Source organism: Dinoroseobacter sp. S76 (genome assembly GCF_049801095.1).
Classification (GTDB): domain Bacteria; phylum Pseudomonadota; class Alphaproteobacteria; order Rhodobacterales; family Rhodobacteraceae; genus Dinoroseobacter.
The window spans coordinates 529,794-548,122 of record NZ_JBNAGH010000003.1 but is presented as its reverse complement, the minus strand read 5'-3'; the positions used below and the strand labels follow the sequence as shown (position 1 = coordinate 548,122).

Sequence of the window (18,329 nt, the reverse complement as noted above, 5' to 3'; positions counted from 1 at the left end):
CTACTCCGCCGGCGCCACGGCCCGGACCGTGGCCGCACCGGCGCCTCGGGGTTCCAGAAGGCCGCCGCCATCCCCCTTGGCCGCCTTGTTGGCCAGATAGGTCAGCACGCTGATATAGCAGAAGATCAGCGCCGCGTAGATCGCGAGATAGGCAATGAGCGTGCTCAGCACCATGCCCGCGGGCACATCCGCCACTGCATCCGCGGTTTTCAGCACCCCATCCACGAGCCAGGGCTGCCGTCCGATCTCGGTGGTGTACCAACCCGCCAGCGTTGCGATCCAGCCCGAGAACCCCATGGCGACAAAGCCATAGAACATCGGTCGGGGCAGACCCTCCAGCCCGCGCCCCTTGCGCATGAACCACATGGCCGCCCAGCTCATCACCAGCATGGCCATGCCGGTGGCGACCATGATCCGGAAGGACCAGAAGACCTTGGCCACGGGCGGGTGCAGCACCTCTCCCTCTTCGGTGACGAAATCGTTCAGCCCGGGGATCTTGCCGTCGAGACTGTGGGTCAGAATCAGCGAGCCCACATAGGGGATCTTGATCGCGAAATCGTTCTCGCGGGTCTCTTCATTGGGCATCGCAAAGAGGATCAGCGGCACCGGGCTTTCCTCGCCATCCCAATGGCCCTCCATGGCAGCGACCTTGGCGGGCTGATGCTCCAGCGTGTTGAGCCCGTGCTGGTCGCCGACGAAAATCTGCACCGGGATCAGGAAGGCCGCGACCGTCACCCCGGTCTTCATCGCCGCGCGCATGCCGCCAGAACGGTCCCCGCGCAGCCAGCGGAACGCCGAAAGCCCGGCCAGCAGGAAGGACGCGGTCAGGCCCGAGGCCAACAGCACGTGGAAGAACCGGTAGGGCAGGGAGGGGTTGAATATGATCTCGAACCAGTTTGTGGCGTAAACCACCCCGTCGCGCAGCTCATAACCCTGGGGCGTGTGCATCCAGCTGTTCAGAACAAGGATCCAGAAGGCTGACATGGTCGTGCCAAAGGCCACCAGAAACGTCGCCAGCGTGTGCAGCCAGGGCGGCACCCGGCTTACGCCAAAGAGCATGATCCCGAGGAACACGGCCTCAAGGAAAAAGGCCGTCATGACCTCATAGGCGAGAAGCGGCCCGGCGATATTGCCCACGGTCTCCATGAAGCCCGGCCAGTTCGTGCCGAACTGGAAAGACATGGTGATACCCGAGACCACGCCCATGGCGAAGGTCAGGGCAAACACCTTCACCCAGAACCGATACGCCTCCATCCACTTGCCATCCCCGGTGGCTTGAAAGCGCAGCTTGAAGAACAAGAGCACCCAGCCAAGGGCGATGGTTATTGTGGGGAAGAGAATGTGAAACGAGATGTTCGCGCCGAACTGAATGCGCGACAGCAGCAGGGTGTCCATCGGGGACCTCCTCGGGGTTCAGTTGCCTGGTCTTTTTATCTTATCCCAGAGTTAGGTTTTCACCCTAAGGTTGCCAGAGATCAGGGGTGCGACCTGCTGTCCTGCGGGGGAAAGGGCGCGGCCTGATCGCCGACCCGCCCCTGCGAGCTGCTGTTTTGCTGCGCGCGGTCTCAGGCGGGCTTGCGACGACGCTTGAGGCCCGCAAGGCCCAGCAGACCCGCACCCAGCAGCCACGCGCCCGCGGGCAGCGGGATCGGCGCGACGGCGGAGGCCGTGGCACGCAGGATATCCCTCCCGAACTGGTCCGCGCCGCTTGCCACGGCCACGTCCCACTCAAAGCCAAAGGTATCGGGGAAGGTGAAACGAGATTGGTCGGTCACATCGAATGAGCCGGTGAACTCGTCGGCTGCGATCAGGTCAAAGACATCGCCGTCTTCGATCACGGCCCCATCGATAAAGCTGATCTCGAACATCACGTCGGATTGAATACTCACTCGATCTGCTGAGAGGGCAACACCACCGGCATCCGGTTCCAGCACGATGTCGACGAGTGAGTCTCCGGCAATCAACAGACTGCCAAGCCGGCCGGTAGCGACGCTCAGTTCCCTGTCGCCGTTGCCGAGAGACAGCGTTGTGTCGCTGAAAGAAAAGCTCGAGCCGTTGAAATCCGTCCCCTGCAGTGATCCACCTTCGCTGCGCGCAGTCCCGCCGGTTACGCTAAAGTCTTCGCCACGGAAGAGGCCGCCTATGACGACCGTTCCTTCTGTCTGGGTGAAGCTGGTTTGCTCGCCCTCAATGAATCCGTTGAGATGAAAGATGCCCGAGTTCAGGATTTCGATCTGATCGCCGCGAATATCACCGCGCAGCGTGAAAGTTCCCGCGTTCTCGATCCTGCCTTGATCTCCCTGAATGCGACCGGCTTGTTCAAGTGTTCCGCTGTTCTTGATCGATCCGTGGGAGTTGCTTATGTCGCCCGAGTTATCAAACGTGCCGTTGTTTTCGATTGTCCCGAACGAGTTGTCTATGTCGCCAGAGTTGTAAAACGTGCCGCTGTTGTCGATTATTCCGGCGAAGTGATTTTTGAAGGAACCCAGGTTCTCAAACGTTCCCGTGTTTTCGACTTCACCTGCGAAGAAATTGTCGAAATAACCCAAGTTCTGAAACCTGCCCGCATTTTCGACTGTTCCAAGGAAATTGTCGAATGACCCCAGGTTTTCAAACGTGCCAGCGTTTTCGATCCTTCCCTGGTTTTGGGTGCTATCCAGAGCTTTGATAGCTGCGGTGTTGATCAACTCTCCGATATTGGAAATGGACTCAAAGGTGGCGTCGTTCGTGGTCTCAAGAACCTCCCCAGAGCCAATAAAGATGTTCTGCGCGGTGGCCTGGAAGGGCGTCGCGAGGGAGAGGAGCGCCAGGAGGACGCCGCACAGGCGGAGCGAGGTGCAGGGCTGCGGGGAAAAAGCGAACATAGGGGCGCTCCTGAGGATGGTGGACCCTGTGGGCCCTTGATGGGTCGATATCCAACCAGGCGCTATGGCCTAGCGCCGTTGGGCGATCAGGATGACGTGATACGGACCAGGTGGCTGAAAACTGGTTAACGTCGGCGACCGTGACCGGTTTGTTTCAATGCAGAGGAGCTTTCTGCCGAGCCCTGTTTCCGTGTGCCACGATATGACCCTGCAAAATCTGGATTTGCGCCTGACGGGGGCAGCGCCAGTGCCCCAGGCAAAGCGCCGCGCGGCTCGCGCTTCTGTGGTCGGTGCGGATACTGTGGGACTGGATCTTGCGTGGGCCGGGCGCTTGGGCCATGTGTGGGCCGAGGAGGCCCCCCATGCGTGACTACAAGGTGATCATCAACGGCTTTGGCCGGATCGGTCGGTCTGTCTTGCGGGCCTGGCTCGGGGGCGGCTGGCCGGGGTTGCAGATTGTCGGCGTGAACGACATCGCACCGTTGGAGACCTGCGCCTATCTCTTTGAGTATGACAGTGTCTTCGGCCCCTGGCGGGGCGAGGTGCGGGTCGAAGAGGACGCGCTCGTGGTGGATGGGCGGCGGATCCCGTTTTCAACCGTGGCGAACCTGCGGGATCGGGATCTGTCGGGCGTGGATCTGGTGATGGAATGCACCGGGCGCGGCTCGGACCGGGCCTTTGCCGAACGCGCGCTCGAGGCCGGGGCGACCCGGGTGCTGGTCTCGGGCCCCTCGGTGGAGGCGGATTGGACGCTGGTTCTGGGCGCGAATGACGCGGATCTGAGCCGCGACCACCGGATCGTGTCGAACGCCTCCTGCACCACGAATGCGGTGGCGCCTCTGGTCAAGCTGCTGGATGGTGCCTTCGGGATCGAGACCGGGCATATGACCACGGTCCATTGCTACACCGGGTCCCAGCCCACGGTGGACATGCCCATGGCCAACCCGGCGCGGAGCCGGGCGGCGGCCCTGTCCATGGTGCCCACGACCACCAGTGCGCAGGCGCTCACGGATCTGGTCCTGCCAGCGCTGGCCGGGCGGATCCAGGGTGCGTCGGTACGGGTGCCCGTGGCCTCCGTCTCGGCGGTGGATCTGAGCGTGATGCTGCGCGCGCGTCCCGATGGGGCGGCGGTGAACGCGGTGCTGGCCGGGTCCGAGGGCGGCATCATCGGGGTGACCGGCAAGCCGCTGGTTTCCTCTGATCTGCGCCAGCGCCCGGAGAGCATCATCATGGCGCCGCGCGAGACCCAGGTCAGCGCGGGCGGCATGGTCCGGGTTTTTGGCTGGTATGATAATGAGTGGGGCTTCGCGAACCGGATGCTCGACGTGGCGATCCGGATGTCGAAGTTCTGAGCCCTGCTGCGGGCGGGATCGCCTGTGGCGGGTGTGCGCCTTCGGCGAGGATATTTGCAGACTTAAGAGAGGGGGCGCGCCAGGATCGACGCGCCCGCCTTCGGTTAGCGGGGCAGGGAGCCCTTCGCGCTGCCCTTCAGGCCGCCGGAAACCTCCTCGGTGGATTCCTCGGAGAGCTCTTCGGGCAGGATGAGGTTCAGCGCGATGGCGATGGCCGCTGCGGGCAGGAGGCCGCTGGTCATCAGGATGCGCAGGGTGTCGGGCAGGTATTGCACGGCGCCCGGCTCCAGCTGCAGACCGAGGCCCACCGACAAGGCAATGGCGAAGATCACCATGTTGCGCCGGTTCCAGTCCACATCCGAGAGCATCGAGATGCCCGCGGCCACGACCATGCCGAACATGACAATAACGCCGCCGCCCAGCACCTCGATCGGCACCGTGCGGATGACGCCGCCCACCTTGGGAACTAGCCCGCAGATGATCAGGAAGATCGCCCCGCAGGTCACCACATGGCGGCTCATCACGCCGGTCATGGCGATCAGGCCCACATTCTGGCTGAAGGAGGTGTTCGGGAAGCCGCCGAAGATCCCCGCGATCGCCGAGCCGAAACCATCCGCATAGGTCGCGCCCTTGATCTCTTCCTCGGTGGCCTCGCGGCCTGCGCCGCCCTTGGTGATGCCCGAGACATCGCCCACGGTTTCAATCGCCGAGATGAAGGCCATCAGGCAGAAGCCGAGGATGGCCGCGAAGGAGAATTCGAACCCGTATTTGAAGGGCTGGGGCAGGGCGAAGGCGGCGGACCGCTCCCAGGAGCCGGTGATCGCGTCGATGCTCAACATGCCGACCATGATGGCGTAGAGGTAGCCGACGATCAGACCGATCAGCACCGCCGAGATCGAGAGCATCCCCTTGGTGAAGAACTTCAGCCCGAGGGTCACGAAGATCACCACGAGGGCCGCGGACCAGTTCAGCAGGCTGCCATATTCCGGCGTGCCGATGGCCGGGACGCCGCCCGCCGCGTATTGAATGCCGACCTTCACCAGCGCCAAACCGATCATCGTCACCACAAGACCCGTCACCAGCGGTGGCAAGGCGAAGCGGATCTTACCGATCACAAGCCCGAGCAGCGCATGGAACAGCCCGCCGATGATGATGCCGCCAAAGAGCGCGCCGAGGGCATCGACCCCCTTGCCCGCCACAAGCGGGATCATGATCGGCAGGAAGGCAAAGCTTGTCCCCTGCACGATGGGCAGGGCCGCGCCGACGGGGCCGAGCGTCACGGTCTGCAGGAGCGTCGCGAGCCCGGCAAAGAGCATGGACATCTGGATCAGATAGAGCAGCTCGGGGAAGTCCGGCGAGTTCGAGCCGAACCCGAAGCCCGCCGCACCCGCGACGATGATCGCCGGGGTCACGTTCGAGACGAACATGGCCAGCACATGCTGGATGCCCAGCGGGATGGCCTTGGCCAGCGGAGGGGTGAAGTTGGGGTCGCGCAACTGCGCGGGAGTTCCAATGGAGGTATCTGCCATGAGGGGCCTTTCTTCCTTCCTGATGGAGCGGCGGGGCTTCTGGCGTCCCCGTCGCGCGGATTTACGGCGCAACCACCTCGTAGGGTGTGTCGAACCAGTGTTCTTCCAGGTTCGGCGTGGATCCGATCCGATCGACCACGGCGAAGAGGCCTGGCGCATGGAGCGGTGTCAGCACCCCGTGCCAGGTATTGCGGTGATAGTTCACAGCCTGACCGGGCGCGGTCAGAAAGGCGCGCGGCTCTCCCGGTGTGCCGCTCTCATCCGGGGCCACGATGACCAGAAATGGATGGCGGCTCATGGGGATGAAGGCCTGGGAGCCCTCCGGGTGCCGCTCCACCATGTCGAGGGTCAGGGGCAGCGCCCGGGGCTCGGCGTCAAAGAGGCTGATCCCCGCCCGGCCCTCAGGTCCGAAATCGAGGGATGCGCGGTCATGGTGCCGCCCGCAGAGCCCCTGATTGATCAGCTTGTCCGGCGCGCCCGTGACCTCCAGCAGATCGCCGAAGGGGGCGAAACCCTCTGCCGTCAGGGGCTTTGCGGTGATCCGCCCGCTCAAATCGAGCCCGGCGACCATTCGGGCCGTCCAAAGAGCCGCAAGCGGCTGACCCCGCCATCGGGGAAGATGTTGAAGCGGATATGGGTGATCGCGCCGAGATCCGCGAGCTCACTGGTGAAGTCATGGATCGTGTCCGCCGAGAGCTTCACCTCCGGCAAAAGCGTGTGCCAGAACATGGAATCCGTGACGATCGCGTCGGTCAGCCCGTCGCCGAACACCGCCAGATCCGCCGCCTGGATCGAGGCGCGGTCCGGGAAGTTGCCCTTGAAATGGGCCGTATCGATCTCGCAGCGATTGACACGACCCTTGGCGCCGAGCGCGATGACCATCCAGTCATGGCCCGGGGTGCGACGGCGCCGGGTTTCCCAGCCATCGCCCATATTGACCCCGCGCCCGGGTGCGAGCAGCCGCATGTAGTCGCCGTAATGGGCATCCGAGAAGCTCAGGATCCGGCCGCCGTTCAGGGCCGCCGAAAGCTCGATATCCTGTCCGTCTTCGGTCGGGTCGAGCTCGGGGATGCCATAGACCCGGAGCCGTGCGACGCCGCCATCGGGGAAGATGTGGATGCGCAGATGGGTCCAGCTCTCAAAGCTTTTGCAGTTGAAATAGTGATGCGCCGAAGCGCCGAGGGCCTTGTGGGGCAGCACCTCGATCCAGCGGGTCTCCTCGGTCGGATCGCCGTCGCAATTGGCGGCTTCGATCATCACCGCAGGCGCGTAGTTGCCGGTGAAGTGAGAAGTGTCCACGTCAAAGCCGAGGATCCGGCCCGGGGCAGCCAGCGAGATCACGGCCAGGTCATGCCCGCCCCCGCGACGGCGGCGGGTTTCCCATCCGTCCATCCACTTGCCATGGGCGTCGAACTTGTCGGGAATGAAGATCGCCGGCTGGTCCTGCAGCATCCGGTTGAGCGGGGCGAAGAACTCGTCAGAGGCGTAAAGCGCGCGCGCGCCCAGACCCGCTGAGGCCAGGTTGATGCCCGTTCGGACGAAAAGGGGGATATTGGGGTCCTGTTGCTCAGGGCTCATTCTTGACTACTCCGGTAGCATGTCTTGCAGGCGCAGGCGGGCGATACGCTCCACCTGCTGGCATGCGGTTTCAAATTCTGTGTCGCGCGGGTTCTCGATCCGCGTGTGAAAGGCGCTCAGGATGTCGTCCTTGCTCAGGCCTTTCACCGCGATGATGAAGGGAAAGCCGAAGCGCTCCGTATAGCGGGTGTTGAGATCGCTGAAGGTCGCACGCTCGGCGTCGGTCAGCGCGTCGAGCCCGGCCCCGGCCTGCTCGGCGGTGGACTCTGCCGTCAGGCGCTTGGCGGCGGCAAGTTTTCCGGCGAGGTCCGGATGGGCGCGCAGCACGCCGAGGCGGGCGGTGTCATCGGCGGCGCGGAACTTCCGGGCGAGAGCATTGTGCAGCCCGCCTGCGGTGTCATGGACGGGGCTCAACTCGCCCTCCCAGGCCTGCTCGGCGATCCAGGGGGAGTGCTCGAAGACGCCACCATAGGCTCCCACAAACGCGTCCCGGTCCATCTCGGAGGGGCGGTCCCAGGGCGCGGGCGCCGGGTGGGTTGCGTGCCAATGCTCGGCAATGTCGATCCGCCGGGCGAACCAGACATCTGCGTGGGATTGCGCATATTCGATGAAGCGCTGCAGGGCCTGGGCCCGGCCGGGCCGCCCGACCAGACGACAATGGAGACCAATGGACATCATCTTGGGCGCGCCAGCGTCCCCCTCGGCATAGAGCGCGTCGAAGCTGTCCTTGAGATAGGCGTAGAACTGGTCGCCGGAATTGAAGCCCTGGGGCGTGGCGAAGCGCATATCATTGGCGTCGAGCGTATAGGGGATCACCAACTGGTCCTGCTCGCCGTAGCGGACCCAATAGGGCAGGTCATCCGCATAGCTGTCGGAGACATAGGCGAACCCGCCTTCCTCAGCCACGAGCCGCACGGTGTTCTCGGAACAGCGCCCCGTATACCAACCCGTGGGCCGGGCGCCGGTCACCTCGGCGTGCAGGGCGATGGCCTCGGCCATATCCGCGGCTTCATCCTCCGGCGTGTAGTCCTTGTATTCGATCCATTTCAGCCCGTGGGAGGCGATTTCCCATCCCGCGTCCTGCATCGCGGTGACCTGCGCGGGTGCCCGGGCGAGTGCGGTGGCCACGCCGTAGACGGTGACCGGCACGTTGGCGGCGGTGAACATCCGGTGGAGCCGCCAGAACCCGGCGCGCGCGCCGTATTCATAGATCGACTCCATGTTCCAATGGCGTTGGCCGGGCCAGGCGGCGGCCCCGACGATCTCGGACAGGAAGGCTTCGGAGGCCGCATCCCCATGCAGGATGCAGTTCTCGCCGCCCTCTTCGTAGTTGATCACGAATTGGACAGCGATCTTCGCCCCGCCCGGCCATTGGGCGTTCGGTGGGGTCTGTCCATACCCCTGCATGTCACGCGGATAGCGGTTCACGTTTTTTCTTTCCCCTCGCTGATGGAATTGCTTCTAATGCAAAACAATCGGCGTGTTTTTCAATAAAACTTTGAAAGACCTAATCCATAGGCATTCGCGCAGTTTTTCGGCACGTTCAGCCGAGCCCTGCCAAAGGATCAGACGAAAGGGAACGCGATGGCGCAAGAAACAGGCTATTTGACAACCCATGTGCTCGACACGGCACGGGGTGTTCCGGCGGAGGGGATGCAGATCGTGCTCTATCGTCTGGACGGGGCGACGCGCGCGGTGATCGCGGCCAAGCACACCAATAGCGATGGGCGCACGGATGGGCCGATCCTGCCGGCAGAGGCGTTCGAGACCGGCACATATGAGTTGGTCTTCCATGCAGGCGACTACCTGCGCGAGACGGGGCAGGCCGGGGCGGAGCCGCTCTTTCTCGACGAGATCCCGATCCGGTTCGGCATGAGCGACGGGACGGCCCACTATCATGTGCCGCTTTTGCTCTCGCCCTTCAGCTTCTCGACCTATCGGGGCAGCTAGAAAAACCGGGCCCGCTCCTGCGGACCCGGTGGCACTCGTGACACAGGGCGGGGCGGCGACCTGCCGCCCGACGTCTCAGCTTTTGCGGCGCGCCCGGCGATATCCGGCGAGACCCGCCAGACCGAGGCCCAGCATCGCCACGCTGGGCGGCAGCGGCACGGGCGAGACCGGACCGGTCCCGAGGGTCGCGCCATCGAGGGTGGTGATGGTGAAGAAGCTGTCGATATTAGCCTGCACATCCATGAAAGCGGACACGAGGGTCGTCGCGCCGGAGGACGCCCAGACGCCGGTGTAGATCAAAAGCTCATCCCCGGCCTCCACATCAATCTCTACGCTCAAGAGATCCGCAAAGGTCTGCGCATCGGGGCCCGCCGCATCGGAGAGACGGAAATTGTCCGATGCCAGCTCATTGCCGTTCTCGAGGACGATGAGATCGCCCATGAACGTCGCGAAGGGATCGGTGTCGGGCCTCTCTGAGGCGACGCTGTAGAACCCGGCGATGCGCATGTCGAAGCGCAGGGTTCCCGCGGTGGCGACCGTCACGGTGCGCCGGGCTTCGCCCTGGCCAAAGGCGGTTTGTCGGGCCGTGACCCCGGTTTCGGGGCGGAACACGCGCGTGGCGACAAAGAGATCATCGCCATCGTCCTGAAACGTGGTCAGGGAGGTGCTGAACTGGTCCCCATTGCGGTCGCCCACATTGCTGTCCACTTGGCCGTTCGGAGTGCCATCGGCGAAGACGTCTTGCGCTTGCTCTTGCTGCGACCCGAAGACGGAGCTTGAGCTCAGGGTGACCGAAGCTGCCTGGGCCAGGTCGAGGCCCATGATCGTTGCCAGGATGCTGGCGAACACAATATTCATTTTCATAATTGCGATCCTTGAGGAGGGCGCCATCCCATATGGGCCCTTCGCAGCCTGCTCTAAGGATGCGGGTCCTCTGCTGCTTGAGCGTTATGTGAGGATTTCCTGAAGGTCGCCCCGGAAGAGGGGTTCAGGGGCGTGTCTGGGCCGCCGGGCCACTGATCGCCGCGCGGCATTGCCTTGTCATGTAGTCGGAAAAAAGCCGCACCTTGGGGTCGGTGAAGCGGCGATGGGGAAACAGCCAGGCCAGGGGCACCGGGGCCGGGGGCGTGTCCTCGCAGACCGGGACCAGGCGCCCGGCGCGCAGGTGTTCGGCCAGCTCGAAGGCCGGTTTCAGGATGATCCCGCGCCCGGCCAGCGCCCAGTCTGTCAGCACATCCCCGTCGTCGGATTCCAGCGGCCCCGAGATGTCATAGCGTTTCGGCCCGGTCTGGGTCATGAGCGTCCATTGAAACTCGGTCGCGCCTGGAAAGCGCAGCACAAGGCAATCGTGACGATCCTGCACCAGCGCCGCGCCATCGAGCGGCGTGCCCCGGCGGCTGAGATAGGCGGGGGAGGCGGCCAGCACCCGGGGGCATTCGGCCACCATCCGCACCTTGAGGTCACTATCCGGCAGCGGCCCCATATGGAGCGCCATGTCCAGCCCCTCACCGGTCAGGTCGAGCTTGCGGTCCGACAGGCGCAGCCGCACGTCGATCTCGGGGTAGAGATCCTTGAAGGCCGGGATCTGCGCCGCCACCAGCCTGCGCCCGATCCCGAGGGGGGCGGCGACAAAAATCGAGCCGCGCGGGCTCTGGCTGGTTTCCATGACTGCGGCTTCGGCTTCGGCCAGGGCCTCCGTCACCTTGCGCGCGCCCTGATAGAAGATCTTGCCATGCTCTGTGGCGCGCAGGGTCCGGGTGGTGCGGTTGAACAGGCGCACGCCCAGATACTTCTCCAGCTCCGAAATCCGGCTGGAGGCGACGGCCGGAGAGCACCGCTGATCCCGTGCGGCCGCTGACATACTGCCCAATTCGTAGACACGCACGAACATGGCGAGGTTCTTCAGGGACATCATGGGTATTATTCGCGCTTGTTTGAAGGTCTTTGGTTATTTCTCCGATTATCAGAAAGATCGCCATGGGTATAGTGACCCGGACCGAAGGAGACCCCCGATGTATGATCTTGCTGTTCTTGAGGCCTGGGCCGAGTTTGCCGTGCGCTGGCTCCACGTGATCACGGGGATCGCCTGGATCGGCTCGTCGTTTTTCTTCATCGCGCTGGATCTAGGACTGCGGAAGGCCGAAGGCATGCCCAAGCTCGCCCATGGGGAAGAATGGCAGGTCCATGGCGGCGGGTTTTACCACATGACCAAGTATCTGGTCGCGCCCGAACGCCTGCCGGACCACCTGACCTGGCACAAATGGGAGAGCTATTTCACCTGGATCTCGGGCTTCGTGCTGCTGGTACTGGTCTATTACCTCGGTGCCGAGCTTTACCTGGTCGATCCGAATGTGGCCGATATCCCGGTCTGGGGCGCGGTGCTGATCTCGCTTGGGTCGCTGGGCTTTGGCTGGATGGCCTATGATCTGCTGTGCAAGAGCAAGTTTGGCGAGAACAACACCCGTCTCATGGTGCTCCTCTTCGTGCTGCTGGTGATCATGGCCTGGGGCTATACGCAGGTCTTCACGGGGCGCGCGGCGCTCCTGCATCTGGGGGCCTTCACCGCGACGATCATGAGCGGGAATGTGTTCTTCATCATCATTCGCAACCAGAAGATCGTGGTGGAGGATCTCAAGGCCGGGCGGGTGCCGGATGCGAAATACGGCAAGATCGCCAAGCAGCGCTCGACCCACAACAACTACCTCACCCTGCCGGTGCTCTTCCTGATGTTGTCGAACCACTACCCGCTGGCCTTTGCGAGCGAGTATAACTGGCTGATCGCGGGGCTCGTGTTTCTGATGGGGGTGTCGATCCGGCACTATTTTAACACCAAGCATATGGGGGGCGAGCCGCCGCTCTGGACCTGGGCGATCACGGTAACGCTGTTCATGGCGGCGGTGTGGCTCTCGGTGCTGGGGACGCCTGAGACCGACGGGGAGGCGCAGTTGAGCCCGGGGGCCGTGCGCTTCGCCGAGGCGGAAGGGTTCGAGGATGTCCATAACATCGTGCTCGGGCGCTGCTCCATGTGCCACGCGCAGGAGCCGAGCTGGGACGGGATCTATTGGCCCCCGAAAGGGGTGGTGCTGGAAAGCGAGGCGGATCTCGCGACCCAGGCAAAGGCGGTCTACCTGCAATCGGGGCTGAGCCACGCCATGCCGCCCGCAAACCTGAGCTATATGGAGCCGCAGGAACGCGCCGCCATCATCGCCTGGTACCGCGCCGCGCGCTAGGCAAACCGGGCGCGCTCCACATGTGGAGCGCGCGGACCCGCGCTGTGCCGAGCCCCGGTCAGACTTTCACACTTTGGGAAAGGCGGAGCGCGTCCTCCGGATCGGCCTTGGCCGATCCGGCCACGGATGTGGTCACGGCGCGGTGAAGCGCCAACGCGTGTGCTGGCGATAGGGCGCGTCCGGAATGACCTCGATCGAGGGAAACCCCGCATGGTTCGCCGCATCGGGCCAGACCTGCGCCTCCAGCGCGATGGCGGAGAAGCGCGGGGCGATCCTCCCCGTATGCACTGCATAGGGCGCCGTATCGAAAGTCCCGAGATCGAAGACCTGGAGCCCTGGCTCGGTCGTGAACATCTCCATCGCGATCCCGCTCGCTCCGACCAGCCGACAGGCCGGGCTCAGGTCGCGCCGCGCTGGGCTGAGCACATAGTTCAGATCAAAGCGCCGCTCCGGTCCCGGCGCGAAGAGGCGCTGCTCCAGGAAATCCAGCGGCGTGCCTGCAACCTCCCCGAGCGCGCCGGTGACGATCAGATCCGCATCGCTCATCGTATAGCGCTCCCCATGGACCTGCAGCCTGTGCCCGTCGATCCGATCGGTGCCGTCGAGGTTCCAATAGCTGTGATTGGCGATGTTGAGCAGGGTCGGCGCATCGGTCGTCCCGGTGATCTCCAGATCCAGATCAAAGCCCGTCACCCGGTAGGTCGCCTCCAGCCGTCGCTGGCCCGGAAACCCGGACAGGCCATCGGGTAGCACCGTTGCCAGCGTCACGTAATCCGGCCCTTGCGCGACCAGATCCCAGACCCGTCCCTGGGTGCCCTCGCTCCCCCCGTGAAGCGTATGCTGCCCCGCGAGATTGGCCTCGAAGTGATGCATCTTCCCGGCGATCGGCGCGCGGGCGTCACGAATCCGGTTCGCAACCGGCCCCATCAACGCGCCAAAGCTGATCATCCCGGCCTCATACCCGGACAGTTCCTCGGTCCCCAGGGTCAGGCCATGGGCCACACCCGCGAGCCGCACATCCTGCAGCACGGCCCCCCAGGTCAAAATTGTGACCTGCAACGGGCCTTGCCCAATGGTGAAGGCGCGCACGGGCTGGCCGTCTGCGGTGGTGCCAAAGGGTCTCGAACGCGCGCTCATGGGGGATCTCCGGGGCTCATGTCGACCCGGAGGATCCAGCGGAAGCGTCCGGGATGCAAGCCGGGCCGGGATCCACCCTGTCGCAGGGGGCAAGCCCCGGAAATCCTTGCATCCCGGGCGAAGTTTCCGATAGGAAACAAGCATGGCCCACGGGCCACGACTCAGACCGGACTGCGCCCATGTTGAAGCAGACACCCCTGCATAATCTACATCTTGAGTTGGGAGCCAAGATGGTTCCCTTTGCCGGATGGGAGATGCCCGTCCAATATCCCACGGGGATCATGGCCGAGCATGCGGCCTGCCGCGAGGGAGCAGCCCTCTTCGATGTGAGCCATATGTGCCAGATCGAGATCCCTGGCCCGCACCCGGACAAAGCTCTGGAGCAGCTGGTGCCCGGTGGGATCACATCCCTGAAACCGGGGCAGGCCCGCTACACCCAGCTGACGACCGAGACCGGCGGGATCTTTGACGACCTGATCGTGACGCGGATGGATGACGGGCTCTTTGTCGTGGTCAACGCCTCCATGGCCGAGCAGGACGTGGCGCTGCTGCGGGCAGGACTGCCCAAACACGAGATCACAGTGCTGGACACTCGCGCTCTGGTTGCCCTCCAAGGGCCCGAGGCGGCGGCGCTGCTGACCCCGCTGCTGCCGCAGGCAGACACACTCCGCTTCATGCAGTCCCATGAAGAGACTTGGCAGGGTCATGCGCTCCGGGTCTCGCGGCTGGGTTATACGGGTGAGGACGGCTTCGAAATCTCGCTGCCTGCCGAGGCTGGCGAGGATTTCGCCCGCGCGCTCATCGCCGCCGGCGCCGTGCCCGCCGGGCTTGGGGCCCGCGATACCCTGCGCATGGAGGCCGGCCTGCCGCTCTATGGCCAGGACATCGATCAAGACACCTCGCCGCTTGAGGCCGGGCTCGGCTTTTCCATCCCGAAACGGCGCCGCGCCGAGGGCGGGTTCCCCGGCGCGACCCGGATCGGCGCCGAGGCCAACACCGGTCTCGCACGCCAGCTTGTGGGCTTGCGCCCCGAGGGCCGCGCCCCGGTGCGCGCCGGCGTCGAGATCACCACAACCGACGGTACGCCCCTCGGCTCCGTGACGAGCGGAGGCTTCTCGCCGACCCTGCAAGCGCCGATTTCCATGGGCTATGTCGCCACAAGCCACGCCGCACCCGGCACCGCTCTCACGGTCCTGCTGCGCGGCAAACCCGTGCCGGCGACCGTCACCCCGCTCCCCTTTGTTCCGCACCGCTACAAACGTTGAAAGGCCCGACCATGCCCAGCACCTATTTCACCGATGACCATGAATGGATCGAGGTCGAGGACGATATGGCCACGATCGGGATCACCAAGCACGCCGCCGAACAGCTGGGCGAAGTGGTTTTCATCGAGCTCCAGCCCACGGGCGAAACCTTTGCCAAAGGTGACGAAATCGGCGTGGTCGAGAGCGTGAAGGCCGCTTCGGATATCTTCGCCCCCGTCGCGGGCGAGATCGTCGAGGCCAATGAAGCCCTGGTCGAGACGCCCGGAGACCTTAACGAGGACCCCGAAGGGGCCTCCTGGCTCTACAAGATCAAGCTGAGCGATACGGGCGAACTCTCCGAGCTGCTCGATGCCGATGCCTACGCGGCCCTCATCGAGTAACGCCGCCTCATTGTTCTGAAAATACTCCCGCCGGAGGCGCTCCCGGACCCCGCCTCCCGCCCCGCCGCCAACCGCAAGGAGACCAGAATGGGTTTTTCGCTGACGGACTATGCGCCCTATGACTTCGCCAATCGCCGCCATATCGGGCCCTCGCCCAAGGAGATGTCGCAGATGCTCGCGGTATTGGGGGTGTCCTCCCTGGAGGCGCTGATCAACGAGGCCCTGCCCGAGGGGATCCGGCGCCGCGACCCTCTGGCCTTTGGCCCGGCCCTGAGCGAGCGGGACACGCTCCACCGGATGCGGGAGCTCGCCGACAAGAACACCGTGCTGACCTCGCTGATCGGGCAGGGTTATTGCGGGACCCACACACCGCCAGTGATCTTGCGCAACATCCTTGAGAACCCGGCCTGGTACACGGCTTATACGCCCTATCAGCCCGAGATCAGCCAGGGACGTCTTGAGGCGCTCTTGAACTACCAGACCATGATGGCGGATCTGACCGGGTTGCCGATTGCCAATGCCTCTCTGCTGGATGAGGGCACGGCGGCGGCCGAGGGTATGGCCATGGCCCAGCGGGCCTCGAAATCCAAGGCGACGGGGTTCTTCGTGGCTGAGGATTGCCACCCCCAGACCATCGATGTGATCCGCACCCGGGCGGAGCCGCTGGGGATCGAGGTGATCGTCGGATCCGTCGATGCGCTGGATCCCGAGGCAGTCTTTGCCGCGCTCTTCCAGTACCCGGGCAGCTACGGTCATGTGTGCGATTACAGCGCGCAGATCGCAGCGCTCCACGAGGTCAAGGCGCTGGCCATCGTGGCCGCAGATCCGCTCGCGCTCACCCTTTTGAAATCCCCGGGCGAGATGGGGGCGGATATTGCCATCGGCTCGACCCAGCGCTTTGGCGTACCCATGGGCTTTGGCGGGCCCCACGCGGCCTATATGACCTGCGCAGATGTGCTGAAACGGGCGATGCCCGGGCGGATCATCGGGGTCTCGGTGGATGCGCGCGGGAACAAGGCCTACCGGCTCTCCCTGCAAACGCGTGAACAGCATATCCGCCGCGAAAAGGCCAATTCCAATGTCTGCACGGCCCAAGCGCTGCTGGCGGTGATGGCCTCCATGTATGGCGTTTTCCACGGCCCCGACGGGCTGAAAGCCATCGCCCAGACGGTCCATCGCAAGACGGCCCGGTTGGCGGACGGGCTGACCGAGCTCGGCTTCAAAGTCGACCCCAAGGACTATTTCGACACGATCACCGTCAAGGTCGGCGCCATGCAGGGCGTGATCCTCGCCGCGGCCCTGCGCGAAGGGGTGAACCTGCGCAAGGTCGGCACGGACCGGGTGGGGATTACGCTTGATGAGTTGACCCTCGGCAGCACGGTTGAGGCCGTCTGGCGTGCGTTCGGCGCGGGCGACATGGCCTATGACAAGACGCGAATGGTCTATCACCTGCCCCAGGAGATGCTGCGCGAGAGCAGCTACATGACCCATCCGATCTTCCACATGAACCGGGCCGAGGCGGAGATGACCCGCTATATGCGTCGGCTCGCGGACCGCGATCTGGCGCTGGATCGGGCGATGATCCCGCTCGGCTCCTGTACGATGAAGCTGAATGCGACGGTGGAGATGCTGCCGCTCACCTGGCCCGAGTTTGCCAATCTCCACCCGTTCGCGCCGGCGGATCAGGCGGCGGGATATCACGAGATGATCTCCGAGCTGTCGGAGATGCTCTGCGATGTGACGGGCTATGACGCCATGTCCATGCAGCCCAATTCCGGTGCCCAGGGCGAGTATGCGGGCCTTCTGGCGATCCGCGGCTATCACCGGGCGCGAGGCGAAGACGGGCGCAAGATCTGCCTCATTCCGACCTCGGCCCATGGCACCAACCCGGCCAGCGCCCAGATGGTCGGCTGGAAGGTGGTCGTGGTGAAATCCGCCGAGAATGGCGACATCGATCTGGAGGATTTCCGTGCCAAGGCGGAACTGCACTCCGACGCGCTGGCCGGCTGCATGATCACCTATCCCTCGACCCATGGGGTGTTCGAGGAGACCGTGCGCGAGGTGTGCGAGATCACCCATGCCCATGGCGGGCAGGTCTATATTGACGGGGCGAATATGAACGCCATGGTCGGGTTGTCGGCGCCGGGCGATCTGGGCGGGGATGTGAGCCATCTCAACCTGCATAAAACCTTCTGCATCCCCCATGGGGGCGGCGGGCCGGGCATGGGGCCGATCGGGGTGAAGGCGCATCTCGCGCCGCATTTGCCCAGCCATGCGACCCGCCATGGGGCCGGGTTCGGCGATGTGGGGGCCGTGGCCTCGGCGGCCTATGGCAGCCCGTCGATCCTGACGATTTCCTATGCCTATTGCCTTCTGATGGGTGGCGCCGGGCTGACCCAGGCCACGAAGGTCGCGATCCTGAACGCGAATTACATGGCCAAGCGGCTGAGCGCGGGCTTCCCGATCCTTTATGCCAATGATCAAGGACGCGTGGCCCATGAATGCATTCTGGACACGCGGGTGCTGGACAAGATCGCCGGGGTCAATGTCGAGGATGTGGCAAAGCGGCTGATGGATTGCGGCTTTCACGCGCCGACCATGAGCTGGCCCGTGGCGGGCACGCTGATGGTGGAGCCCACGGAGAGTGAGCCCAAGGCCGAGCTCGACCGGTTCTGTGATGCGATGCTGGCGATCCGGGAGGAGGCAGATGCCATTGCCACCGGGACGCTGGATGCGGAGAACAACCCGTTGAAACGCGCGCCGCATACGGTGGAGGATCTCGTGGGCGACTGGAACCGGCCCTATAGCCGGGAGCAGGCTTGCTATCCGCCTGGCGCCTTCCGGGTCGACAAGTACTGGCCGCCGGTAAACCGGGTCGACAATGCCTATGGTGATCGGAACCTGGTCTGCACCTGCCCGCCGGTCGAAGACTACGCCGAACCTGCTGAATAGGGCTCGGAGGGCTCCCGCCCGTCGTTGCCGCGCCCTGACGGGCGCAGCGCCTCCCGTTGGGCGTGGCCCGGTGCTGGCGCACCGGGCGGTCA

Annotated in this window: 15 protein-coding genes; 6 read left to right on the top strand and 9 right to left on the bottom strand. The window is 64.4% G+C overall.

The features are described 5' to 3' along the window. Both ACP153_RS12225 and ACP153_RS12220 read right to left on the bottom strand, forming a co-directional pair. Positions 1-1,395, bottom strand: coding sequence for a cytochrome ubiquinol oxidase subunit I (locus ACP153_RS12225; RefSeq protein WP_424971271.1), 1,395 nt, complete (start codon positions 1,393-1,395; stop codon positions 1-3). Between the two features lie 170 nt (positions 1,396-1,565). Beyond that, positions 1,566-2,864 (bottom strand): VPLPA-CTERM sorting domain-containing protein, encoded by a 1,299-nt coding sequence (locus ACP153_RS12220; protein WP_424971270.1) that lies wholly within the window; start codon positions 2,862-2,864, stop codon positions 1,566-1,568. A 362-nt stretch (positions 2,865-3,226) separates the two neighbouring features. Between ACP153_RS12220 and ACP153_RS12215 the strand changes: the two genes are divergently transcribed. Then, positions 3,227-4,216: a type I glyceraldehyde-3-phosphate dehydrogenase gene (locus ACP153_RS12215; RefSeq protein ID WP_424971269.1), complete on the top strand. Its 990-nt coding sequence runs from the start codon at positions 3,227-3,229 to the stop codon at positions 4,214-4,216. Positions 4,217-4,320: 104 nt separating this feature from the next. On the opposite strand, the gene ACP153_RS12210 is transcribed toward ACP153_RS12215, so the two are convergent. The 4 genes from ACP153_RS12210 to puuE form a co-directional block, all read right to left on the bottom strand. Beyond that, complete coding sequence (locus tag ACP153_RS12210; RefSeq protein WP_424971268.1) at positions 4,321-5,745, bottom strand: nucleobase:cation symporter-2 family protein; 1,425 nt, start codon at positions 5,743-5,745, stop codon at positions 4,321-4,323. Positions 5,746-5,806: 61 nt separating this feature from the next. After that, positions 5,807-6,316: an ureidoglycolate lyase gene (locus ACP153_RS12205; protein ID WP_424971266.1), complete on the bottom strand. Its 510-nt coding sequence runs from the start codon at positions 6,314-6,316 to the stop codon at positions 5,807-5,809. Continuing rightward, a complete protein-coding gene (gene alc, locus ACP153_RS12200; RefSeq protein WP_424971265.1) occupies positions 6,295-7,323 on the bottom strand; it encodes an allantoicase in 1,029 nt (342 codons plus the stop codon). Before alc ends, ACP153_RS12205 begins: the two co-directional genes overlap by 22 nt. Positions 7,324-7,329: 6 nt before the next feature. Beyond that, positions 7,330-8,751, bottom strand: a complete 1,422-nt coding sequence (puuE, locus tag ACP153_RS12195; RefSeq protein ID WP_424971264.1) for an allantoinase PuuE — start codon at positions 8,749-8,751, stop codon at positions 7,330-7,332. 156 nt (positions 8,752-8,907) lie between these two features. On the opposite strand from puuE, the gene uraH reads away from it, so the two are divergent. Continuing rightward, positions 8,908-9,273, top strand: a complete 366-nt coding sequence (gene uraH, locus ACP153_RS12190; protein ID WP_424971263.1) for a hydroxyisourate hydrolase — start codon at positions 8,908-8,910, stop codon at positions 9,271-9,273. 75 nt (positions 9,274-9,348) lie between these two features. On the opposite strand, the gene ACP153_RS12185 is transcribed toward uraH, so the two are convergent. Both ACP153_RS12185 and ACP153_RS12180 read right to left on the bottom strand, forming a co-directional pair. Further along, positions 9,349-10,137, bottom strand: coding sequence for a hypothetical protein (locus ACP153_RS12185; protein ID WP_424971262.1), 789 nt, complete (start codon positions 10,135-10,137; stop codon positions 9,349-9,351). A gap of 124 nt (positions 10,138-10,261) precedes the next feature. Beyond that, complete coding sequence (locus tag ACP153_RS12180; RefSeq protein WP_424971261.1) at positions 10,262-11,188, bottom strand: LysR substrate-binding domain-containing protein; 927 nt, start codon at positions 11,186-11,188, stop codon at positions 10,262-10,264. A 97-nt stretch (positions 11,189-11,285) separates the two neighbouring features. Here ACP153_RS12180 and ACP153_RS12175 point away from each other — a divergent pair, with 97 nt between their 5' ends. Then, entirely contained in the window at positions 11,286-12,503 is a 1,218-nt protein-coding gene (locus ACP153_RS12175; RefSeq protein ID WP_424971260.1) for a urate hydroxylase PuuD, read from the top strand. Between the two features lie 132 nt (positions 12,504-12,635). Here the strand turns inward: ACP153_RS12175 and ACP153_RS12170 are convergent, their stop codons facing one another. Continuing rightward, positions 12,636-13,640, bottom strand: a complete 1,005-nt coding sequence (locus ACP153_RS12170) for an aldose epimerase family protein (protein WP_424971259.1) — start codon at positions 13,638-13,640, stop codon at positions 12,636-12,638. 179 nt (positions 13,641-13,819) lie between these two features. On the opposite strand from ACP153_RS12170, the gene gcvT reads away from it, so the two are divergent. From gcvT to gcvP, 3 genes are all read left to right on the top strand, one after another. Beyond that, positions 13,820-14,905, top strand: a complete 1,086-nt coding sequence (gcvT, locus tag ACP153_RS12165) for a glycine cleavage system aminomethyltransferase GcvT (RefSeq protein ID WP_424971258.1) — start codon at positions 13,820-13,822, stop codon at positions 14,903-14,905. Positions 14,906-14,916: 11 nt separating this feature from the next. Continuing rightward, a complete protein-coding gene (gene gcvH / locus ACP153_RS12160) occupies positions 14,917-15,285 on the top strand; it encodes a glycine cleavage system protein GcvH (protein WP_424971257.1) in 369 nt (122 codons plus the stop codon). Positions 15,286-15,372: 87 nt separating this feature from the next. Then, positions 15,373-18,237 (top strand): aminomethyl-transferring glycine dehydrogenase, encoded by a 2,865-nt coding sequence (gene gcvP / locus ACP153_RS12155; protein ID WP_424971256.1) that lies wholly within the window; start codon positions 15,373-15,375, stop codon positions 18,235-18,237. Positions 18,238-18,329 lie beyond the last annotated feature (92 nt).

Excerpts from the sequence above, each read along its gene's own strand:
- ACP153_RS12225 (WP_424971271.1), bottom strand. The coding sequence starts at position 1,395 with ATGGACACCCTGCTGCTGTCGCGCATTCAGTTCGGCGCGAACATCTCG.
- ACP153_RS12220 (WP_424971270.1), bottom strand. The coding sequence starts at position 2,864 with ATGTTCGCTTTTTCCCCGCAGCCCTGCACCTCGCTCCGCCTGTGCGGC.
- ACP153_RS12215 (WP_424971269.1), top strand. The coding sequence starts at position 3,227 with ATGCGTGACTACAAGGTGATCATCAACGGCTTTGGCCGGATCGGTCGG.
- ACP153_RS12210 (WP_424971268.1), bottom strand. The coding sequence starts at position 5,745 with ATGGCAGATACCTCCATTGGAACTCCCGCGCAGTTGCGCGACCCCAAC.
- ACP153_RS12205 (WP_424971266.1), bottom strand. The coding sequence starts at position 6,316 with ATGGTCGCCGGGCTCGATTTGAGCGGGCGGATCACCGCAAAGCCCCTG.
- alc (WP_424971265.1), bottom strand. The coding sequence starts at position 7,323 with ATGAGCCCTGAGCAACAGGACCCCAATATCCCCCTTTTCGTCCGAACG.
- uraH (WP_424971263.1), top strand. The coding sequence starts at position 8,908 with ATGGCGCAAGAAACAGGCTATTTGACAACCCATGTGCTCGACACGGCA.
- ACP153_RS12185 (WP_424971262.1), bottom strand. The coding sequence starts at position 10,137 with ATGAAAATGAATATTGTGTTCGCCAGCATCCTGGCAACGATCATGGGC.
- ACP153_RS12180 (WP_424971261.1), bottom strand. The coding sequence starts at position 11,188 with ATGATGTCCCTGAAGAACCTCGCCATGTTCGTGCGTGTCTACGAATTG.
- ACP153_RS12175 (WP_424971260.1), top strand. The coding sequence starts at position 11,286 with ATGTATGATCTTGCTGTTCTTGAGGCCTGGGCCGAGTTTGCCGTGCGC.
- ACP153_RS12170 (WP_424971259.1), bottom strand. The coding sequence starts at position 13,640 with ATGAGCGCGCGTTCGAGACCCTTTGGCACCACCGCAGACGGCCAGCCC.
- gcvT (WP_424971258.1), top strand. The coding sequence starts at position 13,820 with ATGTTGAAGCAGACACCCCTGCATAATCTACATCTTGAGTTGGGAGCC.
- gcvH (WP_424971257.1), top strand. The coding sequence starts at position 14,917 with ATGCCCAGCACCTATTTCACCGATGACCATGAATGGATCGAGGTCGAG.
- gcvP (WP_424971256.1), top strand. The coding sequence starts at position 15,373 with ATGGGTTTTTCGCTGACGGACTATGCGCCCTATGACTTCGCCAATCGC.